This window comes from Paenibacillus sp. PvP094, assembly GCF_040546835.1.
Lineage (GTDB): Bacteria > Bacillota > Bacilli > Paenibacillales > Paenibacillaceae > Paenibacillus > Paenibacillus illinoisensis.
In genome coordinates this window covers 3156194-3180316 of the sequence record NZ_JBEPOM010000001.1, presented here as the reverse complement: position 1 = coordinate 3180316, position 24123 = coordinate 3156194, and the positions used below count along the sequence as shown (strand labels likewise).

The following is a 24123-nucleotide window of genomic DNA, read 5'->3' as shown; positions in this document are numbered from 1 at the left end:
AAAATGCTTTCATGCTCTATCGTTAACCATAAGTTTATATTTGTGTAAACGAATACCTTACATTCAGTCCACTTGAAGGAGGAACAGCATGACACGCAAACTCAAACCGAAAGGCATCATTCCCAAGGTAACTGCACTGGCCATCACATCAGCCCTGGTCGGCCAATTGGTCGCCTCATCTGTATATGCAGGGGATACACTTCCCTACACAGGTGACAGTGCCAAAGGCGCCAATCAGCCCTATCAGCATGGCTACACCTCTGCACAGATTCTGAATTGGACACCCGAGAGTGACATCTATGGAGAACTGCTCCGTGCACATGTACCTTTACAGCCGCGAAATGATGCTTTTGCCGCCACACAGGCCTACCCCGAACTTAGTCCGGATACCCAGCTCTTTACGATGAGTGGTGACTACGGCAATGCGTTCTTCGACAGTACCCCTTATACGAACGAATTCAGCCAGTATCTGTTTAATTATTGGCAATATACAGACTATTACAGCTACTGGCATGGCATGGCTTCTGCCGGAGTGCCAGAAGAGCTCTATGACCCGAACAAGGAGTGGACAGAGCGATATTTCGAGTTCGGTATTCTGAACATTCCGAACCCGGCTTACACCAATGCCGCGCATAAAAACGGCGTTCGTTCCATTGCCAACATTTTCTTCTCTGACAATGACCGTGGTCCTCAAACATACAAGCAGATGCTGGTACAGGATGAAGACGGCAATTTCCCGGTCGCTGTCAAATTGGCCGAGATGGCCAAGTACTATAATTATGATGGATACTTCTTCAATCAGGAAGAGGTAGCGAGGGGCGTTGCGCCTGAAGACATTCCATCCTACAAAAAATTCATGCAATATTTAAGAGATCAGGGTCTCTATGTTCAGTGGTATGACTCAACCATTAATACGACAGGACAGATACAATATCAGAATGAGTTTAACGAACTCAACAGCCCCTTCGTACAGGATACGGCTCTCGGCAGGGTTTCGGATTCCATTTTTCTGAATTATGTCTGGAACCATGAGATGCTGCAGGATTCACGTGATCATGCCGTCAGCCTTGGACTGGATCCGCTGGAAACCGTCTTTGCCGGCGTTGAAGGCGGCCATGACCGGTTTGGACGGTGGAAACAGCTCTATGACCTGCGCAACAATTTGGATGAGAACGGTCAGCCGATGAACAGCATAGCAACGCTCGGTGCAGATTTTACCCATAATGCCCTTGACGAAGAGATGGGCGATGGAAGCACCAATCACAGGGCTGAAGACGAGTATCAGTGGATGACCTTTGTACGCGATCGTGCCTGGTGGTCTGGACCGAATCAGGATCCTACCGAAGCCCGCCGCAATGCATCGGTTGATCTGTCGGATGTCTACGCTTCTGGCGCCAATTGGGACGGCATAGCCGCCTACCTTACGGAACGTTCCGTCGTTCATGGTTCAAACTTTGCTACGAACTTCAATACCGGACATGGTCTGCAGTATTATGAAAACGGGAAAGTATCCAATGATACCGAATGGTCCAACATCAACATCCAGGACATCCCTGTCACCTGGCAGTGGTGGATGGATAGTGAAGGGGACAAGCTGAGTGTTGATTTTGACTATGGCCCAACCTATGAAAAAGGTGCCCGTTACCAGTACAATTCCATTGGGGCCTTCAATGGCGGCAGCTCTCTTGTCGTTAACGGTGATCTGAACGCGGAGAACTTCCTGCGTCTGTATAAAACGGATCTGTCGGTTAATGTGAAGTCTACATTGGAACTCACTTATAACAAACCATCGAAGAGCGATAAGTCCACCCTGCAAGTCGGTTTAATTCTCGAAGATGATCCATCCCATGTGGTCAAAGTCAATGTTCCGAATTCAGGCAAACAAACGAAAGGCTGGACAACAGCTTCCCTGGATTTGAGTGCCTATGCGGGCCAAAACATTGCGGCTTTCGGACTGGTATTTGACCCAAATGGAAACACAATTGAAGATTATCAGATGAACATCGGTGAAATCCGTATCTTCGATGGATCTGCGGCCAAACCAGATGCTCCTACAGGTTTCCACATCGCCAAGTCTCTGACCAATACAGATGAACTTGTTGTGGCATGGGATATGGAAGACTATTCGAAGGTTAAGCAATACAATTTATATGAAAATGGATCCTATGTTGGCGGAATATATGATTCCACCTATTACATCAAATCTTTGAAGAATCGTTCCGGTAAGCTATCTATTCGTGCCGTAGGCGCAGATGGCCGTGAGAGTGAGCCTGCAACTCTGTCCTATAATTTGGATGCAGCCGTTCAGGATATCCAAGTGAAATTTAACAAACAGGGCGACGCCACTGTCAGCTGGAAATACCCTAAGAAAACCAAAGGCAAGGAAGCGATCGAGCTCACCCTGCAAACCGAATATACGAATGAACCTTTCACAAAGACCATTCAGGTCAAGAAAGGAAAACCTTCAGCTGTCCTGACGGGATTGCCAACGAATGGTGAACAATACGTGCTCAACATTGCCATAGGCAAGCAACAACCGGTCACAGTGACTGGACAACTGGCTGATCATCAGATTACACCATACGCGAAGGAAAAGGTTACGGTAAATGATGGAAAATACACCCTCGCCCTGCCTGATCTGGAGGACTGGTACAAGATCTATGTTTACGAAAATGAAGTGCCTCGCGAATTCGGGGTGACTTACGTTACGCAAAAATCTCCGTATATTATCCGGGGAAGAACCAAGCTGAGTGAGATGACCTTCACACCAGCTTCCAGCAGCAGCTCACTGAAGGTCGTTATTGAAGATTATGCCGGCAATAAAGCAACCACCATTTTGAGATAGCCATTTCAGCAAATGAAAGATTAATGCTGTAAGAAAATTAAACCCTAATTAGCAGCAGCCCTTTCCGCTTTCAACAGAAGGCGGAGAGGGCTTAATTCATAGGATGAGATATGTACATGGCGCTATAAGAAACTATTCATACCACCAAATATCAGGCTCAAGACATTAAAATAAATCATCATAAAAGACAAGATAAGAGCGATGGGGAGAATGACTAAGATTCGCATTTTAATTCTTGGAATGAAAATCAGGAGAAGAGTGATCATTATGAAATAGACTCCCATCAGTAATGGGATTAAATAATAATGCGTGTGGATGGGTAAATAGGCATTTCGTAATTCAAAACCTTCTACGAGCAATACGGTAATTGGAAGAGACGCAATTAAATATGAAAATCCTCCAACTCCTCGCGCGTACCAAATCAGATATGCACATATGGGAGATATCACTGCACATAGCCCCCAAAATAAAATAGCTCTTGCTGGGAAGAAGTGCAGAAACAACACGGTATATACATAGTACACGGTAAGCATGGATGCAAAGAAGACAAAAGCTTTGACGGCAGCTAGCTTGGGAGAATAACTGAAAACCGATAATAAAGTTGCAGCGAATACCCAGATTCCGAGACGTCCGCCAATATCGTCAAATAGGGGATTAATCCCCGGAGTATCTACAAGCTTGGCTGCTAATCCTAAAACAACTCCAATAATTGCTGCAGTTGTGACGGAAATGACGGTTTGTTTTGTTGTTGGTCTACTCGCAATTCTTATCCCATCTAACTTGTCCTGTATCCTCATGACTCCCCCCAGTGTTTCAATCTTCTTAATTCAGATGACGACGAAGCATCAATAGAAGACAAGATTAGGTGCAAAAGCTTTTACTCAAAATATAATAGTAGAATATTCCAATAAATTCTTCCAGTGTATTCGTAGATAAGGCAAATTAGCAAAAAGGCGAGCCTCCTTTTATTAGGGGACTCGCCTTGGGTCTCTTTTATAAGCATAAAATTTTATGAAGTTCCTTTTTGCTTGCTCGCCTGCATCTGCTGGGCAAATCGCATCATCTCTTCGAACTCTTCCTCGGATACTCCATCGCTTTCAGCGGCAACATCCTGAACAATCGGGATTTCGGGTTTGGCTTTGGCTCCTTTGCCGTATGTACGGGAACGGGTTCCGGCTGCACCAGCAGCCTGCTTGCCTTTTACCTTGGCCTGGTCACGAATATATTGGACTGCCTTCTCATATGAATTGACCTGCTTCAGCAGCATATTGGAAGCAATCGCTTCAACGAAATTACGGTTAATCCGCTGTTCTCCACCTGACACAAGGAGCTGCATCAAATAATGGATAAGAACATTAATGACTTCACCAGGCAGCTTATAGCTCAGATCAATTTTCTCAAAGATATCGACCAGATTATCCGGTACGGCTCCTGGGAAAAACGTCTGTAAAAGCCGTGTATATGGTTCGTTACGAAGCATCATATTGTATTGATGAATATCGCATTTGGTTGCAAACTGCGGTGGAACCTCCACATAGTATTCCATCTGCACCACATGTTCCACTGGCGGTTCCCCGGAATCGCTCTGCTGCTCAGGCTCGTCCAGATGCTGCCTCAGGGCGACCACTTTGGCTGCCTGTACGGTTTGCTGTTCCTGACGTTTCTTCGTCTGACGGAACTGCAAGCTTGCCTTATGCTGAAGATCATCCAACATCAGCTGTCCTTGCGGACTGAAGATATCATCCTCATCCAGTAAACGGCACACGTCCTGCACACTCAGATTGAACTTGTTCACCACGTAATTCACAATGCCCAGCTGCTCATGATCAAACCGGAGTTTTTCCACATGACGACGGTTCACCGACTCGCGCGGAAAACGCAAAATAATGTCGGCGTAATTTAACGTAAGCTCTTCCGCCGCGACACTTGTCCCACTCCGCTGTGCGGATGTGGATACTTCCGAGAGCGCCTGCTCCAGCTCGTAATCTATTACATGCGTATTCAGTTCGAATATATCGTAAAAAGGAACCGAGATATTTTCTTTACTCGCTGCAGGATAAGGTGCGTCCCCGTTCTCTACTGCCGAAAATCCCGAACGCAGGGAGAGAACAGCAAACTTGCCAATCTTGTCACGAAGCAGCAGTGTCAAATGCTGTGTACGGAAGAATTCTGCCGGTGACAGCGGTGGCTGCAGCTCATATTCATAGATGTAATCATCATTCTCCGGAATGTAAAGGCGTGACGTCTGAAGCAATCCGACCGCTTCCAGCTTGGAAGCCTGCTCCACCAAATACTTGCGGCCCTTCTCACTGGGCTCGAGTCCAAGTGTCATGAACAATTTTCGTTGCTGTTCAAGGGGTGAGTAACCGACCTGTTCACCGGGAAGATGCTGAAACAACAGCCGATACAAGCCAATTGCGAAAGCACCTACCATGGGCTGATATGCCCCGGTAAGCATACGGTCGTCCAGAGCACTAAGTCCAAACTCCCTGTATACGCAGTAGCGATGATGTTCAGTGTAATGCAGCAAATTCTTCATGCGCATGGCTTGATCTCCTTCTCCCCAAAAGTGTGTTTATCTATTCTATCATAAATGCCTGATCTTCAAATGTTCAAAAACAGGTAAAAAGATGGCCTGTTCTCGCTCCGTTTCGTCCTAGGTCGACAGCATTCACGTTTTCGCAGAGTTGCTAGAATACTATAAAAGCTCCAGCCATATAAAACAAGTGAAACTATTTAGAAATGGTTATCCACATGTGTATGCAGCTCAGCGGTTCGTTTATGTCTATTTTCATAACATATGACAAAAAGCCCTCCCTTTGCTCGCGTAAGCGGTTACGAGAAAGGCAGGACTCTTTGTTTCCATTAGCCATGGCAGTCAGGGCAAGATATGAAGCTCATCCGGTTAAAACATTTTATACCCACCCAGTCGAAGTTTGCGAATGGTCCAACCACTGATGATTGCGCCTGCGAGCCCAGCCACACCGGTCAGATAATCGACGATCTGGAACGAGCCCAGATGGGTCATCAGTGAAGCCGTGTGATCCCACAAGGAATACACCACGACAGGCAGGATCACAATGATGAACAGGTAAGAAGGAAACCAGGTAGTCTTCATCAACATATTCAGAATGAAACCGATCCCAAACATCATCACGAAAAATAACACCATTAATACCAGCACAGGTATAAACTGCATCGGGTGACGTTCACCTCTTCTTATGAACTAAGGGCTTATTTTGCATAACTTACTGTATTTTCTTCTCTGGCTAGTAGATAGTGTACCGCAAAAAATGTGGCGAAGCAACGAACTTTCTGGATAAATCCTCCTATATTCATGTTCTCTTCATTTGCCCTTGTGCTCGGTGTTGGGATACAATGTAAACGATATAGTTTTTCTTAACCGTCCCTCATGGGATTTGGAAATATAAACTGCAGGAGGAACAGAACCAATGAACGAAGCTGCATCAACACTGGAGGGCTGGTATGCCCTGCATGACTTCCGCTCAATTAACTGGGCCGCTTGGAAAGCAGCCGATGACGAGGAACGTGCCGTAGCACTGGACGAGCTTCAAGAGTTTTGGAAAGAATGGAAGGATGTCGAAGATTCCTCAAAAGGAAGCACTGTGGTCTATACTGTAGTCGGCCAAAAAGCTGACCTTGTCATGATGCACCTGCGTGAAACACTTGAGGACCTCAAGGCCGTCGAGAACGCGTTCAACAAAACGATGTTTGCACAATACACAACCAAATCGTATTCCTACGTCAGCGTCGTGGAACTGAGCAACTATCTTGGCAAAGAAGGCGAAGATCCGATGCAAAACCCGGAAATCGTTGCACGTCTCAAGCCAGTTTTGCCACAGCGTCAGTACATCTGCTTCTACCCAATGAACAAAAAACGCGACTTGGCCGACAACTGGTATATGCTGTCCATGGACGAACGCCGCAGCTTGATGCGCAGCCATGGCATGATTGGTCGCAGCTATGCGGGTAAAGTTAAACAGATCATTACCGGATCCGTTGGTTTCGACGATTGGGAATGGGGCGTTACCCTGTTTGCAGACGATGCACTCCAGTTCAAAAAACTGGTTTACGAAATGCGGTTTGATGAAGTTAGCGCACGTTATGGCGAATTCGGTTCGTTCTATGTGGGAAGCCTGCTGGGCGAAGGTTCGTTGGAAGACATGTTGAAACTGTAAGTAAAACACAAAGCACCGATGACACTCCCCAAGGGGAGAGTCACCGGTGCTTTTTTTATGGTATTCATTTTATTCAGAAATGTTCAAACTCCGAATTAGTCCCGGTCCTCTTCTTCTTCCATTGCCTTAAGCGATTCCAGAAACTCGGCCGTGGCCCGGTCACGATCCCGTCCCTTTTCCTTCAACCGCTCAATTGCAGGCAGGATGAGAATGTCCACTTCCTTTTGCACAATATAAGCCAGGTCATACTGGTTCTGCTCCTCCAGATAACCACCTACCTGCATCAGGGCGTTATAACGATCCAGCTCATCACGCGTAAGCAGGCCGCGAACTTGAACACTGCAATGTCTCATCCAAAAAACCGCCCCTTCTTCAGCACAAGCGGGATTCCACCGATGATGAACAAATACCGGAGATCCACCAGTTTCTTCAGCTGGGCAGCTTTCCAGCCCTTGTATTTTTTACCCCCAACCACAGCAATGGCCTCCCCTTTACCGAGCGAAGCAACCGTTCCCTTGCTGGTAAACACAAAGGGCTGTGGCTGTTTTTTGCGAATGGCAGCGACAACGTTTTTGGCGCAGTTCACACCTTGCTGCATGGCAATCTGGGCTGTTGGTGGATATGGACGTCCTTCCCCGTTAAATACGAGTGAATTGTCACCAATAACATAGACATGCTCATGTCCCGGAGCTCGCAAATATTCGTCCACTTTTACCCGGCCGCGCATCACTTCGAGTCCAGCCTGTTCAAGGAGCGCGTTACCGCGGATTCCACCGGTCCATACCACCGTGGCAGCATCAATTTTTTCACCTTCACCCACAATGACACCATCCGGCAAGCATTGCTTGATCGGAACACCGATTTTGAAGGTTACGCCTTTCTTCTTGAGCACATTCATTGCATGCTCTACCAGCTCCGGATCGAAGCCAGGCAGGGCTGAAGGCGCTGCCTCTACGTTGTAAATATGCACATTTTTGGGATTAACGTCGAATTCCTTGCACAACTGCGGAATGCGGTCAGCAAGCTCCGCCACAAACTCAACTCCGCTGAAACCTGCTCCGCCCACTATAAAACGAATGCGGTTACGTTTGTTATCGTTTTTGTACATGGCAAACTGATATTCGATATGCTCACGAATGAGTCGTACCGAGTTGATGCTGCGAATGGTCATGGCATGATCCAGCATGCCCGGAATCCCGAAGGTCTCCGGTTCACCACCGAGTCCAATAATCAGATAGTCATAAGATAACGTTCCATCTTCCAAAATGACCTTGCGATCCTGCAGTCGTATCTCCTTCACCGACGACTTGACCAAATCAATCTTGAATTCATCAATCAGCTTGGAAATCGGCACCCTTGCATGCTCAATCGAATCCGTACCGGCTGCTGGCATATGTAGGTGTGTTGTAATATAGTGATAATCATGCCGATTCACCAATGTGACGTCGGCTTCATTATAATTTAATTCCTTCTGCAGCCGCTGGGCTGTTAAAATCCCGCCATAGCCCGCGCCGAGAATGACGATTTTGGGAATGCTGCTCATGTCTTAACCCCTTCCGGTTTCACTCACATCATCTACTTTTACAACATTTTGTATCTTCATTCGGGTAGCATACCTTCAGCTGTACTTACTACAAAATATGGATGAGGTCTTATCCATATGACGACAAATGTTAACTTCACGAATTTATTTGAATATTTTGTATGTACATGTCCAATTAAAGTTGTGAAATTATACACAAGAATCAACAAATTACAGGTCTTGTCTTCGTTTTACAAATTGGCTTTTATTTAGACAAAAAAACACATAGTACAGGTCAAGAATATCTGTATTTCTGGTAAATATCAAGGTTTTTTTTGTTATCTTTCATAACCTTTCATTTCCAATTTCATCCTATTCTCACCTGATCTTCATCAATTGTTCCCATGTTGGTCCCGTTACCAACTTTGCAACCCAGTTTACACCGTTTATAATGAGAAAGACAGTTCAGCAACAAACGCTGGCTACATGAGGTATCCGGCTACATTATTTCTGTTAACTACCTATTAAAATAAGAAAGGTGTTGTTGATTCTTGACTGCACAAACTGCCGGTCATGACATGACCGATTTACTTATTATTGGTGGCGGCCCTGCAGGTCTGTTCGCCGCATTTTACGGAGGGATGCGTCAGGCATCCGTTACTCTGGTCGAAAGCATGCCACAACTTGGTGGACAATTGGCTGCGCTGTATCCCGAAAAATACATTTATGACGTTGCAGGGTTCCCCAAAGTGACAGCTCAGGAACTGGTAAACAATCTGATTGAGCAGATGAGTCACTTTAACCCGAATATTCGTCTTGAGGAAAAAGTAGTATCCGTTGAAAAACTGGACGAGCGTCATTTCATCGTCAAAACCGATGTGAACGAATATCATGCCAAAGCTGTAATCATCACTGCCGGTGTTGGTGCTTTCGAACCACGTCGCCTGGAACTTGAAGGTGCTGCCAAGTTCGAAAAATCGAACCTGCATTACTTCATCAGTGATCTGAACGCCTTTGCCGGCAAAAAAGTACTGATCAGTGGTGGCGGTGACTCTGCCGTAGACTGGGCACTTATGCTGGAACCAATCGCAGAACAAGTAACCCTGATCCACCGTCGTGACAAATTCCGTGCACATGAGCACAGTGTGGAGAACCTGATGAACTCCAAAGTCAACGTGGTTACACCTACGGAGATTACGGAGCTGCACGGGGATGACGCCATTACCAAAGTCACGCTGTCACATGTCAAAACCAAAGAAACACAAGAAATTGACGTTGATGCCGTGATCGTCAACTTCGGATTCGTATCATCGCTCGGGCCTATTGCCGAGTGGGGTATTGAAATTGATAGCAACTCCATCGTTGTTGACTCCCGTATGGAAACATCCATTCCAGGCATTTTTGCCGCCGGGGATATTACAACATACCCAGGCAAGCTGAAGCTGATCGCTGTTGGGTTTGGTGAAGCACCAACCGCTGTTAACAACGCGAAGGTTTACTTCGATCCGGATGCAAAGTTGTCCCCAGGACACAGCAGCAACATGAAACGATAGTTTTACGCGAATCACATAAAAGGTACAAAAAAGGGTATCTTACTCCTGAACATTCAATATCAGGAGGGATACCCTTGTCTTATATATGCCCGCTGTGTAACGGTCTGGTTGTACCGGAGCAGGCTTGTCCCCACTGCCTTCAGGGACTGTCAGAATGCGGCAAATTGGAAGATTACACCGGACCGTACAGCCCCTATTCGTTACAGAATTCCATGATAGAGGAAGACGGAAACGAAAACGGTTGCATGCATATGTTGTACTGTCACCATTGTCATACCAGCACCCTCTGGTCTGTAGCACAATGGGACATGTCCGGAAACCTGTAACATTGCCTGCAATGAGGATCTCTAGTGAAGAATGGCAGATACGTCGGTACCCAGTTTGCGCTTATGGATTTCTGCCAATAGCAGCGCGATGAAATCTCTCTCGAGATTAAGCTCAATCGCCTTATGGTAGGAATCCAATAACATCTCATCGGATAACATAGCCATTTCCCGCCACAACCTTTCCTTTTTTTTCCTCAAAACTATCATATCAGAGATTTATAAAGAGAACAAGCGTTCTGTTATCCACAAGGTTTTGTGGAAATCCTGTGCATAGGTTGTTGATAAATGGTAAAAATGTTGATTAAGCAACGTGGATAATGTGGACATTACTTATGCACAGGATCGTAACGTTTCTATTAGAACGAATGTGAGAGAATTTTTTTTAGCTTCAACTCATAGTTTTAAGACGTATTGCGAGTAAATTACCCAATTACATTTCATTTCAAACGTTTTCCAGAATATTTTCTCTATATGTTTATCGGTGTAATTTTAGTTTTTTTTATATTTTTCCACTATTTTTATTGGGGTCTGGTGTTCACTTCCAAAATCCATATCTTCCCGGAGTGATCGAGCCCATAATCGAAACCGAGTTGACCTACACCTGGAAAATGCCTTTCCATAATCTGAGTGCATGTCAACGTCAATGAACGCATCTCCCGGCGTTTGTGTCTGGTGGATATATGAGGGAGGGATAAACCAAGTGCCCTTCTGCCTTGCAGCATCGTCCCGCCTTTGCTCAGATTGGTTACACACAATCCGGGACGAGCCAAGCGCCCTACCATGGAACGGAAAACCCAGCCTCGCTCGGTTTTGACGACTTTTACCCTGTAATCCACAGGTCTGCCCTGTATCATTGCCAAATGAATTCCCTGCTGGATCAGATATCTCCGTCTGACTTTAATCCGTACCAGCGAGCGATACATCTGGCCGTAGTTGGTAAATGTACGTGTAACTTTCATATGCGTATAGCGGTAGTTCCCTCCGCTTGTGGATACCCTGATAACACCATAACCTCCGCCACCGACTATAGGTTTGATATACACCATTCCATAACGGCTGAGCATGTGCAGCAGATTTCTCGAATTAAATGCCATCGTCTGCGGGATATGGACAGCTGCTACCGGATATTTCATCAGTGCTGCAGTCTTCAGCCATTTGCTTGCAAGCTGTCTTGACATGGGTTGATCTCCTTTCCTGAACAATGGTCCTTCCATATACATACTCAACAGAAGCCGTCCCCTCTTGGATGTCTGTCCAAGGCAGTTGCCCCTTTTCCGTAAGAAGTGTCTATAGGCTTGTTTATAGAAAGGCACACACGCCTGGTTTACTTTTCAAACGCATCAATCTGTCGTATGCTACTAAGGAATGTAATGGAAAGGCTTAAATAAGAGGATCTAAGGAGCGTTCAGAAAATATGGAAGCATTTTTCAAATCACTGTATGGCGTAGCCTATGTCGCAATGTCTATCGTGCTGGTCGCCGTCACAGTACTTCTTTTCGTTACAGGTATTCGGCTGTTTATGAAGAAACGCAATCGCGGTTTTGCCGTAAGCTGTATACTGTTTGCCTGTTTCATTGTCTTCATTATTGTGGTAATGCTGACCACGCCCTTCTCCTCCACCCCTCCAGGTTCACCGGAAGCCATGGCTGCCCTGCTGCAACTTGGGTAGAATACCTGTCTAGAAGGAGATGCATATGAACTCAAAAGGAACTCTCGGCATTATCGATATTGGCTCCAACTCCATTCGTCTCGTCATTTACGAACTGGATCATGAAGGAGCCTACCGGATCATTCATGAAGATAAATATGCTGCGCGCCTCAGCAACGTGGTCGAAGAGGATGGCCAGATCCTGCGCCATTCGCTGGAACAGGCCATCACCGTCTTGCAACAATTCAAGGCTACTTGTGACGCATTCCAAACGAAAGTCATTCGTGCTGCGGCTACAGCTGCCATTCGCAATGCACGCAACGCTGCTCAGATCATTGGCTGGCTTGAAGAGGAGACCGGACTTGAGATTGAATGTGCATCCGGAGATCAGGAAGCGTATTACGGCTTTCTTGGGGTTATTCAGTCCATTGATCTGCAGGATGGCTATGTCGTGGATATCGGTGGCGGCAGTACGGAAGTAACCGTATTCCGGGATCGCAAAAGACTCCACAGTATCTCACTGCCCATTGGTGCCGTAAACTCGCATGCCAGGTATGGCGGGGAGGATTCCTGGTCTGAAGCAAATGTTGCTGCGCTGTGCAATGATGTCATTCAGGCATTGAAAGATCAGGATTGGGTCCGTCAGCATCCAGGTCTTCCGCTCATCGGTCTTGGAGGTACCATGCGTACTCTGGCCAAAATTGAGCAAAAAAGAACACAATACTCATTACCTGTAACCCACCACTACGAGATCAGTGCTTCAGCGATGGAGAACCTGGCCAAATCACTGCCTTATCTGACATCAGGTCAGCGCAAAAAGGTGCCTGGTCTTGCGAAGGATCGTGCTGACATCATTGTGCCCGGTGTTCTGATTCTCAGAACGGTCTTCGACATTCTTCAGGGAGATCGTTATGTCGTAAGCGGAGCGGGATTGCGTGACGGGATTTTGCGTGATCTGATGGCCCCGCACCGGCCAGCCTCTCCTACTGCACTGGAGGACAGCATCCGCAACTTCATTCATTTTGGCCCGCCAGTTCCCGAGAAGAAGCTGAAACAAATCCAACAGGATGCAACCGTGCTCTATGAGGCATTGGATGGGGACGCACCCAAACCAGCAGATGCACGAATCCTGTATACCGCCTGCATGCTTCATGGGGCAGGAAAACAGATCAATTATTTCCGTTATCCCCAGCACTCGGCGTATTGGATTATGAATGCGGGCATATATGGACTTTCCCACCGGGAGACCGTGCTGACAGCTATCGCAGCCGATTATCATCCCAAAAAAAGAACGCCCCAGCTGCTGAATAAGCACCGGGACATTCTGAAGGATTCGGATGAACGGCACGCTCACCGATTGGGCTCCATCTTGCGCATAGCCGAGGCCATTCATCGTTCGGAGCGAATCTCTGCGATACGTGTAACCAAAGAAAACGGCTCGCTGCAGATCAAACTCATCTGCTCAGCCGAGCCGTTACTGGAAATGCATGGCCTGGAAGAGGCCGCCAAGGATCTGGAAGAAGCTTGGGACGTTAAGTTGACATACTCCACTCTGCAGGCTTCCAAGGAATAATGCCCATTGCCTCCGTCTGACTTCTCAGCGGGGGCTTTTCGTTTTCCACAAAGACATAATTGCCGCTAGGCATCAATTCCCTTGCCTTCACATTGTCATTCAGGGACAGATTCAGGATGTCGACAAGCATCTTCTTGAGTGACGGATCAAATACCGGGCACATCAGCTCAATTCTCCGTTTCAGATTCCGGGTCATCCAGTCTGCACTGGAGATATATACATCCGGGTTCCCGCTATTCTCAAAGTAAAACAGGCGAGAGTGCTCCAAAAATCGATCCACGATACTGATCACCCGAATATTTTCGCTGAGTCCCTCAACACCTGGGCGAAGGCAGCACACCCCGCGGACAATTAAATCGATCTGTACACCTGCCTGGGATGCAACATATAATTCATCAATCATATCCTGGTGAGATAACGAGTTGATTTTGGCAATAATGCGGGCCCGTTTCCCCTTAAGCGCATGCTCTGTCTCCCTCCGTATGAGTGAAAACAGTTCATCCTTCATGCCATCCGGAGCAACGCGGAAAGCCTGCATGGCCTTCGGTCCCGAATAACCGGTTATTTCATTAAAGAGCTCCGATGCATCTTCACCAATGATCGGATTGGAGGTGAACAGTCCTACGTCAGTGTAGACCTTCGCCGTACTCTCGTTATAGTTGCCTGTTCCTACGTGCACATAACGTCTTAAGCCATTCTGTTCCCTGCGCACAACAAGAATAATTTTTGCATGGGTCTTCAAACCGACCAAACCATATACAACGTGGCAGCCTGCCTTTTCCAGCTTGCGCGCCCACGCGATGTTGCGTTCTTCATCAAAGCGTGCCTTCAACTCCACTACAACGGTCACTTGTTTGCCACTCTCTGCTGCATGAGCCAGAGCCGGAATGAGACGTGAATCCCCGTTTACCCGGTACAATGTCATCTTGATCGCCATGACTCGTGGATCTTCCGATGCCTCAAGGACAAAATCAGTGACTGGTTCGAATGATTCATAAGGATGATGAACAAGTACGTCCCGTTTGCGCAGCAGTTCAAAATGGCTCTCCCGCGGTAAAAATTCCGGTGGATACACCGGCTGGACCGGGCTATATTTCAAATGAGAAAAGCCTTCGATACTCTCTACAAATCCAGCCAGGAAACTCAGATCGAGCGGACCATCGATCTCATATACTGGATCCTGGATCTCGAATTCTCCCTGCAGCTCGAGCAGAGCATCCGAACGAAAGTCCTTGCATACTTCAAGCCGCACTGGAGCTCCCCGGCGTCGGCGCCGCAGTTCCTTCTCAATCGCTTCCAGCAAATCTTCCGCTTCCTCTTCATTAATGAAAAGGTCCGCGTTACGGGTTAGCCTGAATTCCTGGACAGCCAGCGGAATATATCCGCTAAACAGGGTATGTGTATGATGTTTAATCAAATCTTCTATTAATATGAATGTTTTCTTTTTGCTGTTTGCACGCAGAGGTACGGGAACGACACGCGGCAGATTCGAGGGGACCTGAACAATCGCAAAAAACGGTTCATCCTCCTGCTCCTCTTCCTTCTGAAGCATCACGGCGAGATAGACCGATTTATTATGCACCAGTGGAAATGGACGGCTCTGATCCACGGCCATGGGTGTCAATACAGGGAAAATAATATCATGGAAATATTGATCCATTGCCCGTTGCTGTGTTCCATTAAGCTCGTTATACTCTTGTAGAACAACTCCCTTTTTGGCGAGCAGGCGAATCAATTCCCGATAGGTTTTATATTGCTCAGCCACCATGGCACCTGTTCGTTTGATCAATCTCCGATATAAACCGGACGGGGTGTATCCTGTAAAATCCTTTTGGGTAAATCCTGCTTTAATTTTCTCTTTTGTCTCTGCTACCCTTACACTCATGAACTCGTCCAGATTACTGGCTACAATTCCGAGAAATCTCAACCGTTCCAATAGAGGTGTGGTAGAATCCTGCGCCTCCTGAAGCACACGACGATTAAATTCAACCCAGCTTAAGTCACGGTTAACATAGTTGCCTGTTTTAATATCTCTATGCATGTATGGCCTCCGAATGTGTTGCATATCAATCCTTGTTTAGTTGGTTCTACTATAATTGTACTATCCGTGATTGGATACAAGCGTCATCGCAGTGTAAAAGCAGTGTAAAATTTATGTAAATGATACCTCATGACGATAACTTTTTCCATCCCTTTACAAAGTGCAGTAGACAGAGTAAAGTGAGGTACAGTGCGATTTGGTCCGGTTGCTGTTCTTCTTCCAAATACGTCGTTATTAAAGGAGTATATAATGAAATCAAATAAACCTAGAACGTTACAAAAAAATATAGAGTTTTTCACCGCTGCCCTGTCCCAATGTGTCGTAACGGCATGGCAAGAAGACCCGGCTGGTGTATATTGCGAAGTGGGTCGCGGGATTGTGGAGCGGATCAGTGAAGACAGCGTGCGTATTCGTAACGAGAACGGAACGAAGAGCCACTATGCACGAGATATGACGATGTTCCAGACCGAAAAATAATTTGCGTTAATACGAAAAAAAGACTAGCTTTCCGAAACCAGGTGTTGTATACTCTTGCCACAAGGAAAGGAGGTGCGTCAACATTTCTAATCACATGTTGAACGTGTCCCTTACCCGATCCACTAGCTCAAATTAAATGAGACTGGTGGAGGCGCGGGATACGGATCAAGGTTTTAATAAGCGCCACGGGTAGAAAAGCCGTCTTCGGACGGCTTTTTTTATTTGTCCTTTTTTGGGTAGGAGCGAATAGAATGAAATGAAAAGAAAATGAAATTTTCAAATTTTTCTCAACTTATTGTCAATTAATTTATCAAGTGTTATGATTCAAATAACACAATGATACATTTTGTATCATAAATCGGAACACACTGGCTGTTAACCCTTGGTTTTAATTTCAAAGGCTGTAACGAAAGGTGGGTTGTGAATACATACACGATACGCTTGCCTCAATAGACAAATAATCATTTTATAAATTGGAGATGGTGTAGACGTGAGTAAGAACCATACAATTCACGGGCTGCGTGGATTATGTGCACTAATGGTTTTTGTCGGACATGTTATATCCATGTCGATTAACGGCGGTTACCTTACCATGAACGAGCACGCTACCTTGGTCTTGGCAGAAATCGGTGTTGATGTTTTCTTCATGATTAGTGGTTATCTTATTGTGCAAAGTTTAGTGAAACACGGGAAGATTGGACAGTTTGTCTATAATCGCATCATACGAATCTATCCTGTGTACCTCCCCTTGCTTGTTATTATGTTTGTGGCAGGACCTGTAATTCAATTTGATTGGTTGGCTAATTTGACGGCTTCGGAATACATTCTCAATTTCATTTATGGATTGTTCATGCTTCCAGGTGTTTTTCCACTTGAAGAAGCTGTTCGTAATGCAAGAACACTCAGTTATGAATTTGCGTTTTACCTGGTCAGCGTCATTTTCTTCGTATCACTCAGACCCTTAAACAATAAATACATGAAGTGGTTTTTAATCATACTGGGTCTTGCCATCACCTTGGCTGTCGTCATTCGCATGCCGCGGGCACTGTTCTTTCTCACAGGAGTTCTGGCCTATTACGCTAGTGAAAAGTTTAATTTTCTCCCCTCCAAGTTGCACTCGCTCTTAGCCTTAATCATCATTTATCTGGCTACATACTTCGGGGATATTTATTTTTCCATCATCTTCGGCGTGTATTTCTTCTATCTGATCATCAAGGAACATGGGGTTTTATCGAATGTGTTGAGTACTCGCTTTTTCCAGTACTTCGGAACGATAAGTTACAGCTTTTATCTCCTGCATCCCTTTGCCCTATTTCCCTTCCAGCGTGTAATGGCGCGCTTCAATCTGCCTGATTATGTATCGGTAACCATCACATTTGTGGCCGGTCTGATTATCGCAACCTTAATCTCTCATATTTCTTATGAAGTCATCGAAAATCGCTTCACCAATCGTTATCTCAAACGCAAAAAACGTCCTATTACACCTCATGTACCCACTCCAGCACCACAAACAACACCGGTTAGCTGAAGCAGAAGCTGCTGCTTATGAACAACCGTGCTCACTCAGTTCGTACAGAACATATCAAGAGGCTGTCCCAGTGCGGGGCAGCTTCCTTGCATATTACCGATAAATCCATCAGAAGAGTGGTTTAAAAAACAACCAAAATATTGGAAATAAACCCTGTAGCGGCACAGTTCTCCCGCCTATAATTAGATTGCAACTCATTCTAATATTCAGGGAGGAATATTTTAATGGTCAGATTTGTAAGGGGTTACAAAACTTCAATTGTCCTTGTTCTCATTTTGTTGTTCACTTCGATTATGCTGCCTGCAGGTCAGCATGCCGGCGCAGCTCCCAGCTTCGCCAAAGGGGCAGATATCAGTTGGGTACCGGGCATGGAGGCGCAAGGTTACAAGTGGAAAGACAAAAATGGTGTACAGCGTGACATTATTGATATTTTGAAAAATGATTATCAGATCAATTCGGTTCGTATTCGGGTGTTCGTTAATCCATCCAATGATTATGGCAACGGATATATGAATAAGGATCGCGCCGCAGCTTTGGCACAGCGGGCCAAGAATGCGGGCATGAGCGTCATGTTGACTTTACACTATAGTGATTCTTGGGCTGACCCTGGTCAACAAACCAAACCGGCTGCCTGGAAAAATTACACCTTCCAACAGCTGATGGATGCGGTATGGAATCATACACGTGACGTGATGACGGCCATGCAGAGCAAAGGGGTAACGCCTGACTGGGTGCAGATCGGTAACGAAACCAGCAACGGCATGTTATGGGAGGATGGCAAAGCATCCACGAACATGAAAAATTACGCTTGGCTGGTGAACACGGGCCATAATGCCGTCAAGTCCATGAGCACTGGAACCAAAACAATCGTGCATCTGGCAGGCGGAGACGATAACGCACTGTATGTATGGAATATTGGTGGATTAATCAATAATGGGGCTAACTTTGATATGATTGCCATGTCCCTCTATCCTTCGGCTTCCGGCTGGAACACAGCGGTGACGAACACGGTGAACAATGCGAAAGACCTGATCAATCGCTACGGCAAAGAAATCATCATCTCCGAGATCGGCATGGACAATAACCAGGCTGCTGCAGGCAAAAGCTTCGTGGCCGCTATGAAAAATCAAATCCGCAATCTGCCAAACGGCAAAGGAAAAGGCGTATTTTACTGGGAGCCGCAAGCTACTCCAGGGTATAACGGTGGTTACGGCAAAGGCGCTTGGCAGTCGAATATGATGCCGACAGTGGTCATGGAAGGATTTATCGACTAGGAATTATCGAGTATGCGAAAAGGCGCTGACCCCGGTGGGGCAGTGTCTTTTTTTTACGATGCCTGGGCTGTCACCGTTGGTTTTTTGGCATGCATACGAGTATAATAAGCTATAAGAGAACTTATCGTTTCTAGAGGAGGTTTAGGGATGAGCTTTTTAAAAGGATTAGGGCAGTTCGCAGGGGAAGTTACCGGCAAAGTACTTGGCGGCAGCGTAAGGGTTGTCGGTGAGATCGCAGGCAGCCCCTTCATTAAGGAGGTTGGCAACGGCGTAGAGAAAGCTACGATGAACACGGGGAAAACGGTAGGACAATTAGCAAGTGGTACATATGATCTGGCCAGCGGCGCAATTCGAAAAGATGATGCAGCGGTTGAGGCAGGACTTGCCGATTTGGGAGATGCCGTGACCAACACGGCAAAGGGCGTTGCCGTTTCAGCCAAATATGTATATAACGGTGGCAAAGATGTTGTCGTAGGCATGAAAGAAGAAGATATGGACCGAGTGAAGCTTGGTGCCAAGCATCTTCTGGCAGCGGCCGCAGTGACTACTCTTGCTGTAGGTGTCATCGATGCCGTTGATGGTGCTGATGGTATGGATACAGCGAGCATTGCGGAGCCTACAGATATCACCTAATCCGCCGAAAATTCGGTAAAACTAACACTTAATTCTTTTGCAGCATTAGCTACATCCATAACTCTATTATAAATGAAACGGACGCTGATCTATTGAAATGATCGGCGTCCGTTTTAGTTTTATGGCTAAACAGGGTTACTTCGCTTCGCCTACGACAGTAAAGCGTTCGTTTTTGTGTTTTGCATTTTCAATTTCATCCACTAAGGCAATGGCATAGTCTGCATAGCTGATATAACTTTTGCCTTCACTGTTCAGAATGATGTGATCTTTACCCGTTTGATATTTTCCAGTGCGTGCACCTTCTGGATTGAAGAAGCTTGCCGGGCTAAGGAATGTCCATTGAATTCCGGAGGATGCTTGCAGGTCCTGCAGGTTTTTCCCTTGGTTTGTCGCTGTTGGTTTGTATGCATCAGGGAACCCTGGCGCATCAACGACACGCAGGGAGTGCGTCTCATCGGTGAACAGACTGCCAGCCCCGCCTATTACGATCAGGCGAGTTTGAGGAGCATCTTTCAGGATGTTGATCAGAGCCTGTCCCACTTCCACATGCAGATGTTCTTTTCCAGCAGGTGCACCGAATGCATTAACAATAACATCAAATGCTTGAGCATCCTGCGAAGTAAGATCGAATACATCCTTCTCCAATACGTTCAGGCTTTTGTCTTCCACCTTGGATGCGTTACGTACAATTGCAGTTACTTCATGGCCTCTGCTCGCTGCTTCTTTCAGGATCAGATTACCTGCTTTGCCTGTTGCACCAATAATTCCGATTTTCATCATCATCTCTCCTTTAAGTTTGTTTTGTGGGATAACTTATATTGTAACTATATTAGTTACAACTAACTTTGTCAACTATTCCCCTCTGGTGATTAAAACATAATAATACGCAGCTTCAGAGGTACCTCCCAACTGAAAACTGCGCATTATTTCTTTACATTTCTATGATTAGTCTTGGCATGGGTCTTTAATCTTCCTTTATTACGTTACTCAAAATTTATGGAACCGCGGTGATTAACAAGTGTCAGGATGTCAGGATTACCTCAAACCTTTACTTCCTTCTCAACCCAATTTTCATTCTGTATATTTTTTGTTTTCGTACTAAACTTGGCCCCAATTTTACCCACGAAATAGCTTCCAATCCTCAATTTATGGAGCACAAAAGTGAGTAGAATTGATATGCCAATACTTAGAACAAAAGTTAACGGTATATTGATCAATGGATTTAGTGCATCGAAAATTCCGCTAAAATTCTGCACGAACATTAAGTGTAATAGATAGATACCAAAAGAATACCTGCTTACCAGATCAATAATCCAAGGTATGTGTTTAATTTTAGAAGTAAGATAGAAAATAACGAAGATCATACTTATCGTATAGAACAAGATGTCTACCCTTTTTGAATTTGCCTCGGGTAGTAGTTCTCCAAATCGTAAGAACAAGATGACAAGGAAAGTGACTATAGGTGAGTAAATGAGCCACTTCATATTTCGATTCAAAAACTCTTTAAATGCAGCATGATTTCTACCACAATAGTAAGCTACTGAGAAATAAAATAACCAGCCAGGAAAAGGCACCCAGTATAGACGAGTCCAAATATATTCCGCACTCGGAACAAAATTAAGCGGGGGGACAAAGTTGAAGAAACCAAGGTAGATTAGATTAACCACTAAGCACAGAGTAATCATGAGCTTAGGTGAAGCCTTTTGAAAATATTTAGTAAAAATGATGTGCAATACATAGAATTGGAAGATAACAATAATAAAGTAGGCTATATAATCAGCTACAACAATGTTTCTAAGGCTTTTAACAATTAAGGCAGTTGCTGTTAGTTCCCCTGATCTGGTTAAGCTATAAAAAGCATAGACTACTGCCATCGTTATGTAGGGAATCAGGATATATCTAACACGCTTCCACAGGAATTTATCGGGAATTTGGGTGGGATAGGCCTTTGCTAAAAGAAACTCGGAAATAAAGACAAATGTTGGCGTCCCAAACAAGAGAGCAAGTTTTACTACCTCTAGGAACGTTACGGATAAGTTAGAAAGTACCCCCTCATAGTTTGTAAAGGTCATATTAATACAATGAATGGCGACAACAGTGAGACAGGCAAGACACCTAAGCCAGATAACTTCTGAGACCAATTCTTTTTTCAATACCAAACTCCCCTTTCCCCTTCAATTTGATACAGATTGTATCATTGATGAATTGATTTAGTAAATATTGAATTTTATTGTCATTTTTCAAATCCATTGCTTTTGCTTACATTCAAGAACATTACAAAAAGACCTCTACAACGTAATTAGTCCGAGACTAACACGCTATAGAGGCCTGATTTCAATAGTTCATTTTATGTTTAGAAAATAACGTCGAACTGTTGAAGTCCTAACAATCCTTATCCGGTACCCCAGCTTCTTCTCTCGTCCGGAAAGAAGATCCGCAGCCGCATGTCGCAACCGCATTGGGGTTATGGATGGTGAAGCCGCCGGACATACCGGACTCTTCAAAATCAATTTCAAGACCATTCAGATATTTCAGGTTTTCCTTCTCGACTACAACCTTCATATCGTGAATATCCATATAAATATCCTCTTCGGATTCTTTATCATCAAAGCCCATGGCGTACGAAAATCCGGTACAACCTCCCGGAGCTACGCCCAGACGCAGGAACATGCCAGGTGTCTCTTGCTGTGAAAGCATCTCTTTCAATCGATCGGCAGCTGTTTCGCTGATGCTAATCATGCCAGGTCACTCTCCTTTTCGTTAACTCTCTTTAAATTATACTCCACCCCGTCAAGAGGCTCAAGCCATGTTTATCCTTATTCCCGAGTCTGTCCTCGGCTCCTTTTTCTTGCCAGTGTATTGAACCCCCGGGACACGAGGTTTATAATGGATAGGTGATCGCTCTGAAATGTCGATATTTTGTCATGACTTATTCAAATGATGATCATATATGGAGTTGTAATTTTTTTCACATTTCGAGACTGCCACGCAGTCCCCAATGCATATAGAGTCATCAGACTCACTTTTAGATTTTACATCCATGAGGCCAGAAATTTAAAGAAAAATTCAGCTTTACACATGCAGCATATGCTGCACCGGGTAATGGAGGGTTAGTCCTCTAAGGAGGCGGCAGATGACCGCATCTTTTTTATGTAGTTCTGTAAACAAGACCTACATTTAACTCAAATCCGGTTAAGAACAGGAGGAAACAAAATGTCTACATTGGTAACACCATTCACAGACAAAAGAATGGCGGAAATCGTTGAGAAAGTGCAGAACGGCGTAAGGCTGAGCGTAGAAGACGGCGTCTATCTGTATCAAACGGATGATCTGCTGACTCTCGGCCAACTGGCCAATGAGGCCAACCTGCGGAAGAACGGCAAGAAAGTGTATTTTATTGAAAACATGAGCCTATACTTTACGAACGTTTGTGAAGCACACTGTGCTTTTTGTAATTTCCGCAAAGACCAGGGCGAAGAAGGCTCCTACACACTATCCGGACAGGAAATGATCGACTACGTGGAACAGCATATTCATCCTGGTGTACGTGAGTTCCATATTGTAGGCGGACATAACAACCATGTTCCTTTTCAATATTATGTCGATTCCCTACGTGCTTTAAACGAGAAATATCCGGATGTTACGCTGAAGGCCTACACGGCAGCTGAGATCGATTTCTTCACCCGGATCAGCGGACTCAGCATTAAGGAAGTACTGCAGGAACTGCAAAAAGCAGGCCTGAAATCACTGACGGGCGGCGGAGCAGAAATTCTGTCCGATGAATACCGCAAAAAAATGCGTGTCGACAAAGCAAACGTGGATCGCTATCTTGAGGTACACCGTACCGCTCATAATTTGGGCATGCGTACGCATACTACAATGCTGTATGGATCGATTGAATCTTACGAGGATCGCGTTAACCACATGGCACAAATTCGCGAACTGCAGGATGAAACCAACGGTTTCATGGTATTTATTCCACTCTCCATGCAGCCTAAGAGCAAAAATGCCAGCATTATGCGCCGCAACTCGGCATACGAGGATCTTAAAACCATTGCGATTAGCCGCCTCATGCTGGATAACATCGACCACATTAAAGCATACTTCATCAATATCGGCCCACAGCTGACCCAAGTTGCACTTGGATTCGGCGCTTCGGATGCCCATGGTACTATCGTTCGCGAACGGATCAGTCATGCTGCAGGTGCGTTAACACCTGAAGGCCTCACCCGCAAAGAGCTCATCTGGCTCATTAAGGGCGCTGGACGCATTCCTGTTGAACGCGACACCTTCTACAACGAAATTCAAGTATACGAATAAACCAGCTGCATCGTCTCGATAGCCTCTTTCATCCATACAAGGAGAACGACCATTCGAATCGATGCATCAAGTGGGTATAATACCTCTAATTTTAAACTCCAAAATTTTCGATATAATAATTAATTAAAATAAAACAAAAGGAGCAGCTATGTGAAAGCATAGCTGCTCCACAGGTTACAGCCCC

Annotated in this window: 22 protein-coding genes; 11 read left to right on the top strand and 11 right to left on the bottom strand. The window is 45.4% G+C overall.

The annotated features are described in order from the left end of the window. Positions 1-88: 88 nt before the first annotated feature. A complete protein-coding gene (locus tag ABIC22_RS14730) occupies positions 89-2845 on the top strand; it encodes an endo-beta-N-acetylglucosaminidase (RefSeq protein WP_354481716.1) in 2757 nt (918 codons plus the stop codon). Between the two features lie 122 nt (positions 2846-2967). Here ABIC22_RS14730 and ABIC22_RS14725 read toward each other — a convergent pair whose 3' ends face one another. The 3 genes from ABIC22_RS14725 to ABIC22_RS14715 form a co-directional block, all read right to left on the bottom strand. Beyond that, positions 2968-3642, bottom strand: coding sequence for a hypothetical protein (locus ABIC22_RS14725; protein WP_127538932.1), 675 nt, complete (start codon positions 3640-3642; stop codon positions 2968-2970). Positions 3643-3854: 212 nt separating this feature from the next. After that, positions 3855-5390 carry a replication initiation and membrane attachment family protein gene (locus ABIC22_RS14720; protein ID WP_095361280.1) on the bottom strand — a complete coding sequence of 512 codons (1536 nt, stop codon included), beginning with the start codon at positions 5388-5390 and terminating at the stop codon, positions 3855-3857. 360 nt (positions 5391-5750) lie between these two features. After that, positions 5751-6044 (bottom strand): YuiB family protein, encoded by a 294-nt coding sequence (locus tag ABIC22_RS14715; protein ID WP_095292079.1) that lies wholly within the window; start codon positions 6042-6044, stop codon positions 5751-5753. Between the two features lie 253 nt (positions 6045-6297). Between ABIC22_RS14715 and hemQ the strand changes: the two genes are divergently transcribed. Continuing rightward, positions 6298-7044, top strand: a complete 747-nt coding sequence (gene hemQ / locus ABIC22_RS14710; protein ID WP_354481713.1) for a hydrogen peroxide-dependent heme synthase — start codon at positions 6298-6300, stop codon at positions 7042-7044. A 95-nt stretch (positions 7045-7139) separates the two neighbouring features. Here hemQ and ABIC22_RS14705 read toward each other — a convergent pair whose 3' ends face one another. Both ABIC22_RS14705 and ABIC22_RS14700 read right to left on the bottom strand, forming a co-directional pair. Beyond that, the gene (locus tag ABIC22_RS14705) at positions 7140-7397 is read right to left on the bottom strand and encodes a hypothetical protein (protein WP_095361278.1); all 258 of its coding nucleotides are present in this window, start codon (positions 7395-7397) and stop codon (positions 7140-7142) included. Then, the gene (locus tag ABIC22_RS14700) at positions 7394-8587 is read right to left on the bottom strand and encodes an NAD(P)/FAD-dependent oxidoreductase (RefSeq protein ID WP_354481710.1); all 1194 of its coding nucleotides are present in this window, start codon (positions 8585-8587) and stop codon (positions 7394-7396) included. Before ABIC22_RS14700 ends, ABIC22_RS14705 begins: the two co-directional genes overlap by 4 nt. Before the next feature lie 557 nt (positions 8588-9144). Between ABIC22_RS14700 and ABIC22_RS14695 the strand changes: the two genes are divergently transcribed. Together ABIC22_RS14695 and ABIC22_RS14690 are read left to right on the top strand one after the other, a co-directional pair. After that, complete coding sequence (locus tag ABIC22_RS14695; RefSeq protein ID WP_217990005.1) at positions 9145-10119, top strand: NAD(P)/FAD-dependent oxidoreductase; 975 nt, start codon at positions 9145-9147, stop codon at positions 10117-10119. Between the two features lie 74 nt (positions 10120-10193). Continuing rightward, positions 10194-10445, top strand: a complete 252-nt coding sequence (locus ABIC22_RS14690) for a hypothetical protein (RefSeq protein ID WP_154896405.1) — start codon at positions 10194-10196, stop codon at positions 10443-10445. Between the two features lie 21 nt (positions 10446-10466). Here the strand turns inward: ABIC22_RS14690 and sda are convergent, their stop codons facing one another. After that, the gene (sda, locus tag ABIC22_RS14685; protein ID WP_017692430.1) at positions 10467-10610 is read right to left on the bottom strand and encodes a sporulation histidine kinase inhibitor Sda; all 144 of its coding nucleotides are present in this window, start codon (positions 10608-10610) and stop codon (positions 10467-10469) included. A gap of 353 nt (positions 10611-10963) precedes the next feature. After that, the gene (locus ABIC22_RS14680; protein WP_354481707.1) at positions 10964-11623 is read right to left on the bottom strand and encodes a YheC/YheD family protein; all 660 of its coding nucleotides are present in this window, start codon (positions 11621-11623) and stop codon (positions 10964-10966) included. A 236-nt stretch (positions 11624-11859) separates the two neighbouring features. On the opposite strand from ABIC22_RS14680, the gene ABIC22_RS14675 reads away from it, so the two are divergent. Together ABIC22_RS14675 and ABIC22_RS14670 are read left to right on the top strand one after the other, a co-directional pair. Continuing rightward, a complete protein-coding gene (locus tag ABIC22_RS14675; protein ID WP_127538927.1) occupies positions 11860-12114 on the top strand; it encodes a hypothetical protein in 255 nt (84 codons plus the stop codon). Between the two features lie 25 nt (positions 12115-12139). Then, on the top strand, positions 12140-13666 hold the full coding sequence (locus tag ABIC22_RS14670; protein ID WP_354481704.1) for a Ppx/GppA phosphatase family protein: 1527 nt from the start codon (positions 12140-12142) through the stop codon (positions 13664-13666). Here ABIC22_RS14670 and ppk1 read toward each other — a convergent pair. Continuing rightward, the gene (gene ppk1 / locus ABIC22_RS14665) at positions 13626-15707 is read right to left on the bottom strand and encodes a polyphosphate kinase 1 (protein ID WP_354481701.1); all 2082 of its coding nucleotides are present in this window, start codon (positions 15705-15707) and stop codon (positions 13626-13628) included. The genes ABIC22_RS14670 and ppk1 overlap by 41 nt on opposite strands. A gap of 249 nt (positions 15708-15956) precedes the next feature. Between ppk1 and ABIC22_RS14660 the strand changes: the two genes are divergently transcribed. The 4 genes from ABIC22_RS14660 (at position 15957) to ABIC22_RS14645 (ending at position 19619) form a co-directional block, all read left to right on the top strand. Further along, entirely contained in the window at positions 15957-16184 is a 228-nt protein-coding gene (locus tag ABIC22_RS14660) for a hypothetical protein (RefSeq protein ID WP_095292093.1), read from the top strand. Between the two features lie 490 nt (positions 16185-16674). Then, positions 16675-17712, top strand: a complete 1038-nt coding sequence (locus ABIC22_RS14655; protein WP_354481698.1) for an acyltransferase family protein — start codon at positions 16675-16677, stop codon at positions 17710-17712. A 293-nt stretch (positions 17713-18005) separates the two neighbouring features. After that, entirely contained in the window at positions 18006-18986 is a 981-nt protein-coding gene (locus ABIC22_RS14650; RefSeq protein ID WP_337034629.1) for a glycoside hydrolase family 53 protein, read from the top strand. Between the two features lie 147 nt (positions 18987-19133). Continuing rightward, entirely contained in the window at positions 19134-19619 is a 486-nt protein-coding gene (locus ABIC22_RS14645; RefSeq protein ID WP_354481695.1) for a hypothetical protein, read from the top strand. 135 nt (positions 19620-19754) lie between these two features. On the opposite strand, the gene ABIC22_RS14640 is transcribed toward ABIC22_RS14645, so the two are convergent. The 3 genes from ABIC22_RS14640 to ABIC22_RS14630 form a co-directional block, all read right to left on the bottom strand. Then, positions 19755-20396, bottom strand: a complete 642-nt coding sequence (locus tag ABIC22_RS14640; protein WP_153980842.1) for an NAD(P)-dependent oxidoreductase — start codon at positions 20394-20396, stop codon at positions 19755-19757. Positions 20397-20659: 263 nt separating this feature from the next. Further along, positions 20660-21772: an acyltransferase family protein gene (locus ABIC22_RS14635; protein WP_354481691.1), complete on the bottom strand. Its 1113-nt coding sequence runs from the start codon at positions 21770-21772 to the stop codon at positions 20660-20662. Between the two features lie 229 nt (positions 21773-22001). Continuing rightward, entirely contained in the window at positions 22002-22358 is a 357-nt protein-coding gene (locus ABIC22_RS14630; protein WP_127538919.1) for a HesB/IscA family protein, read from the bottom strand. Between the two features lie 474 nt (positions 22359-22832). On the opposite strand from ABIC22_RS14630, the gene mqnE reads away from it, so the two are divergent. After that, positions 22833-23939, top strand: a complete 1107-nt coding sequence (gene mqnE, locus ABIC22_RS14625) for an aminofutalosine synthase MqnE (RefSeq protein ID WP_127538918.1) — start codon at positions 22833-22835, stop codon at positions 23937-23939. Positions 23940-24123: the final 184 nt, after the last annotated feature.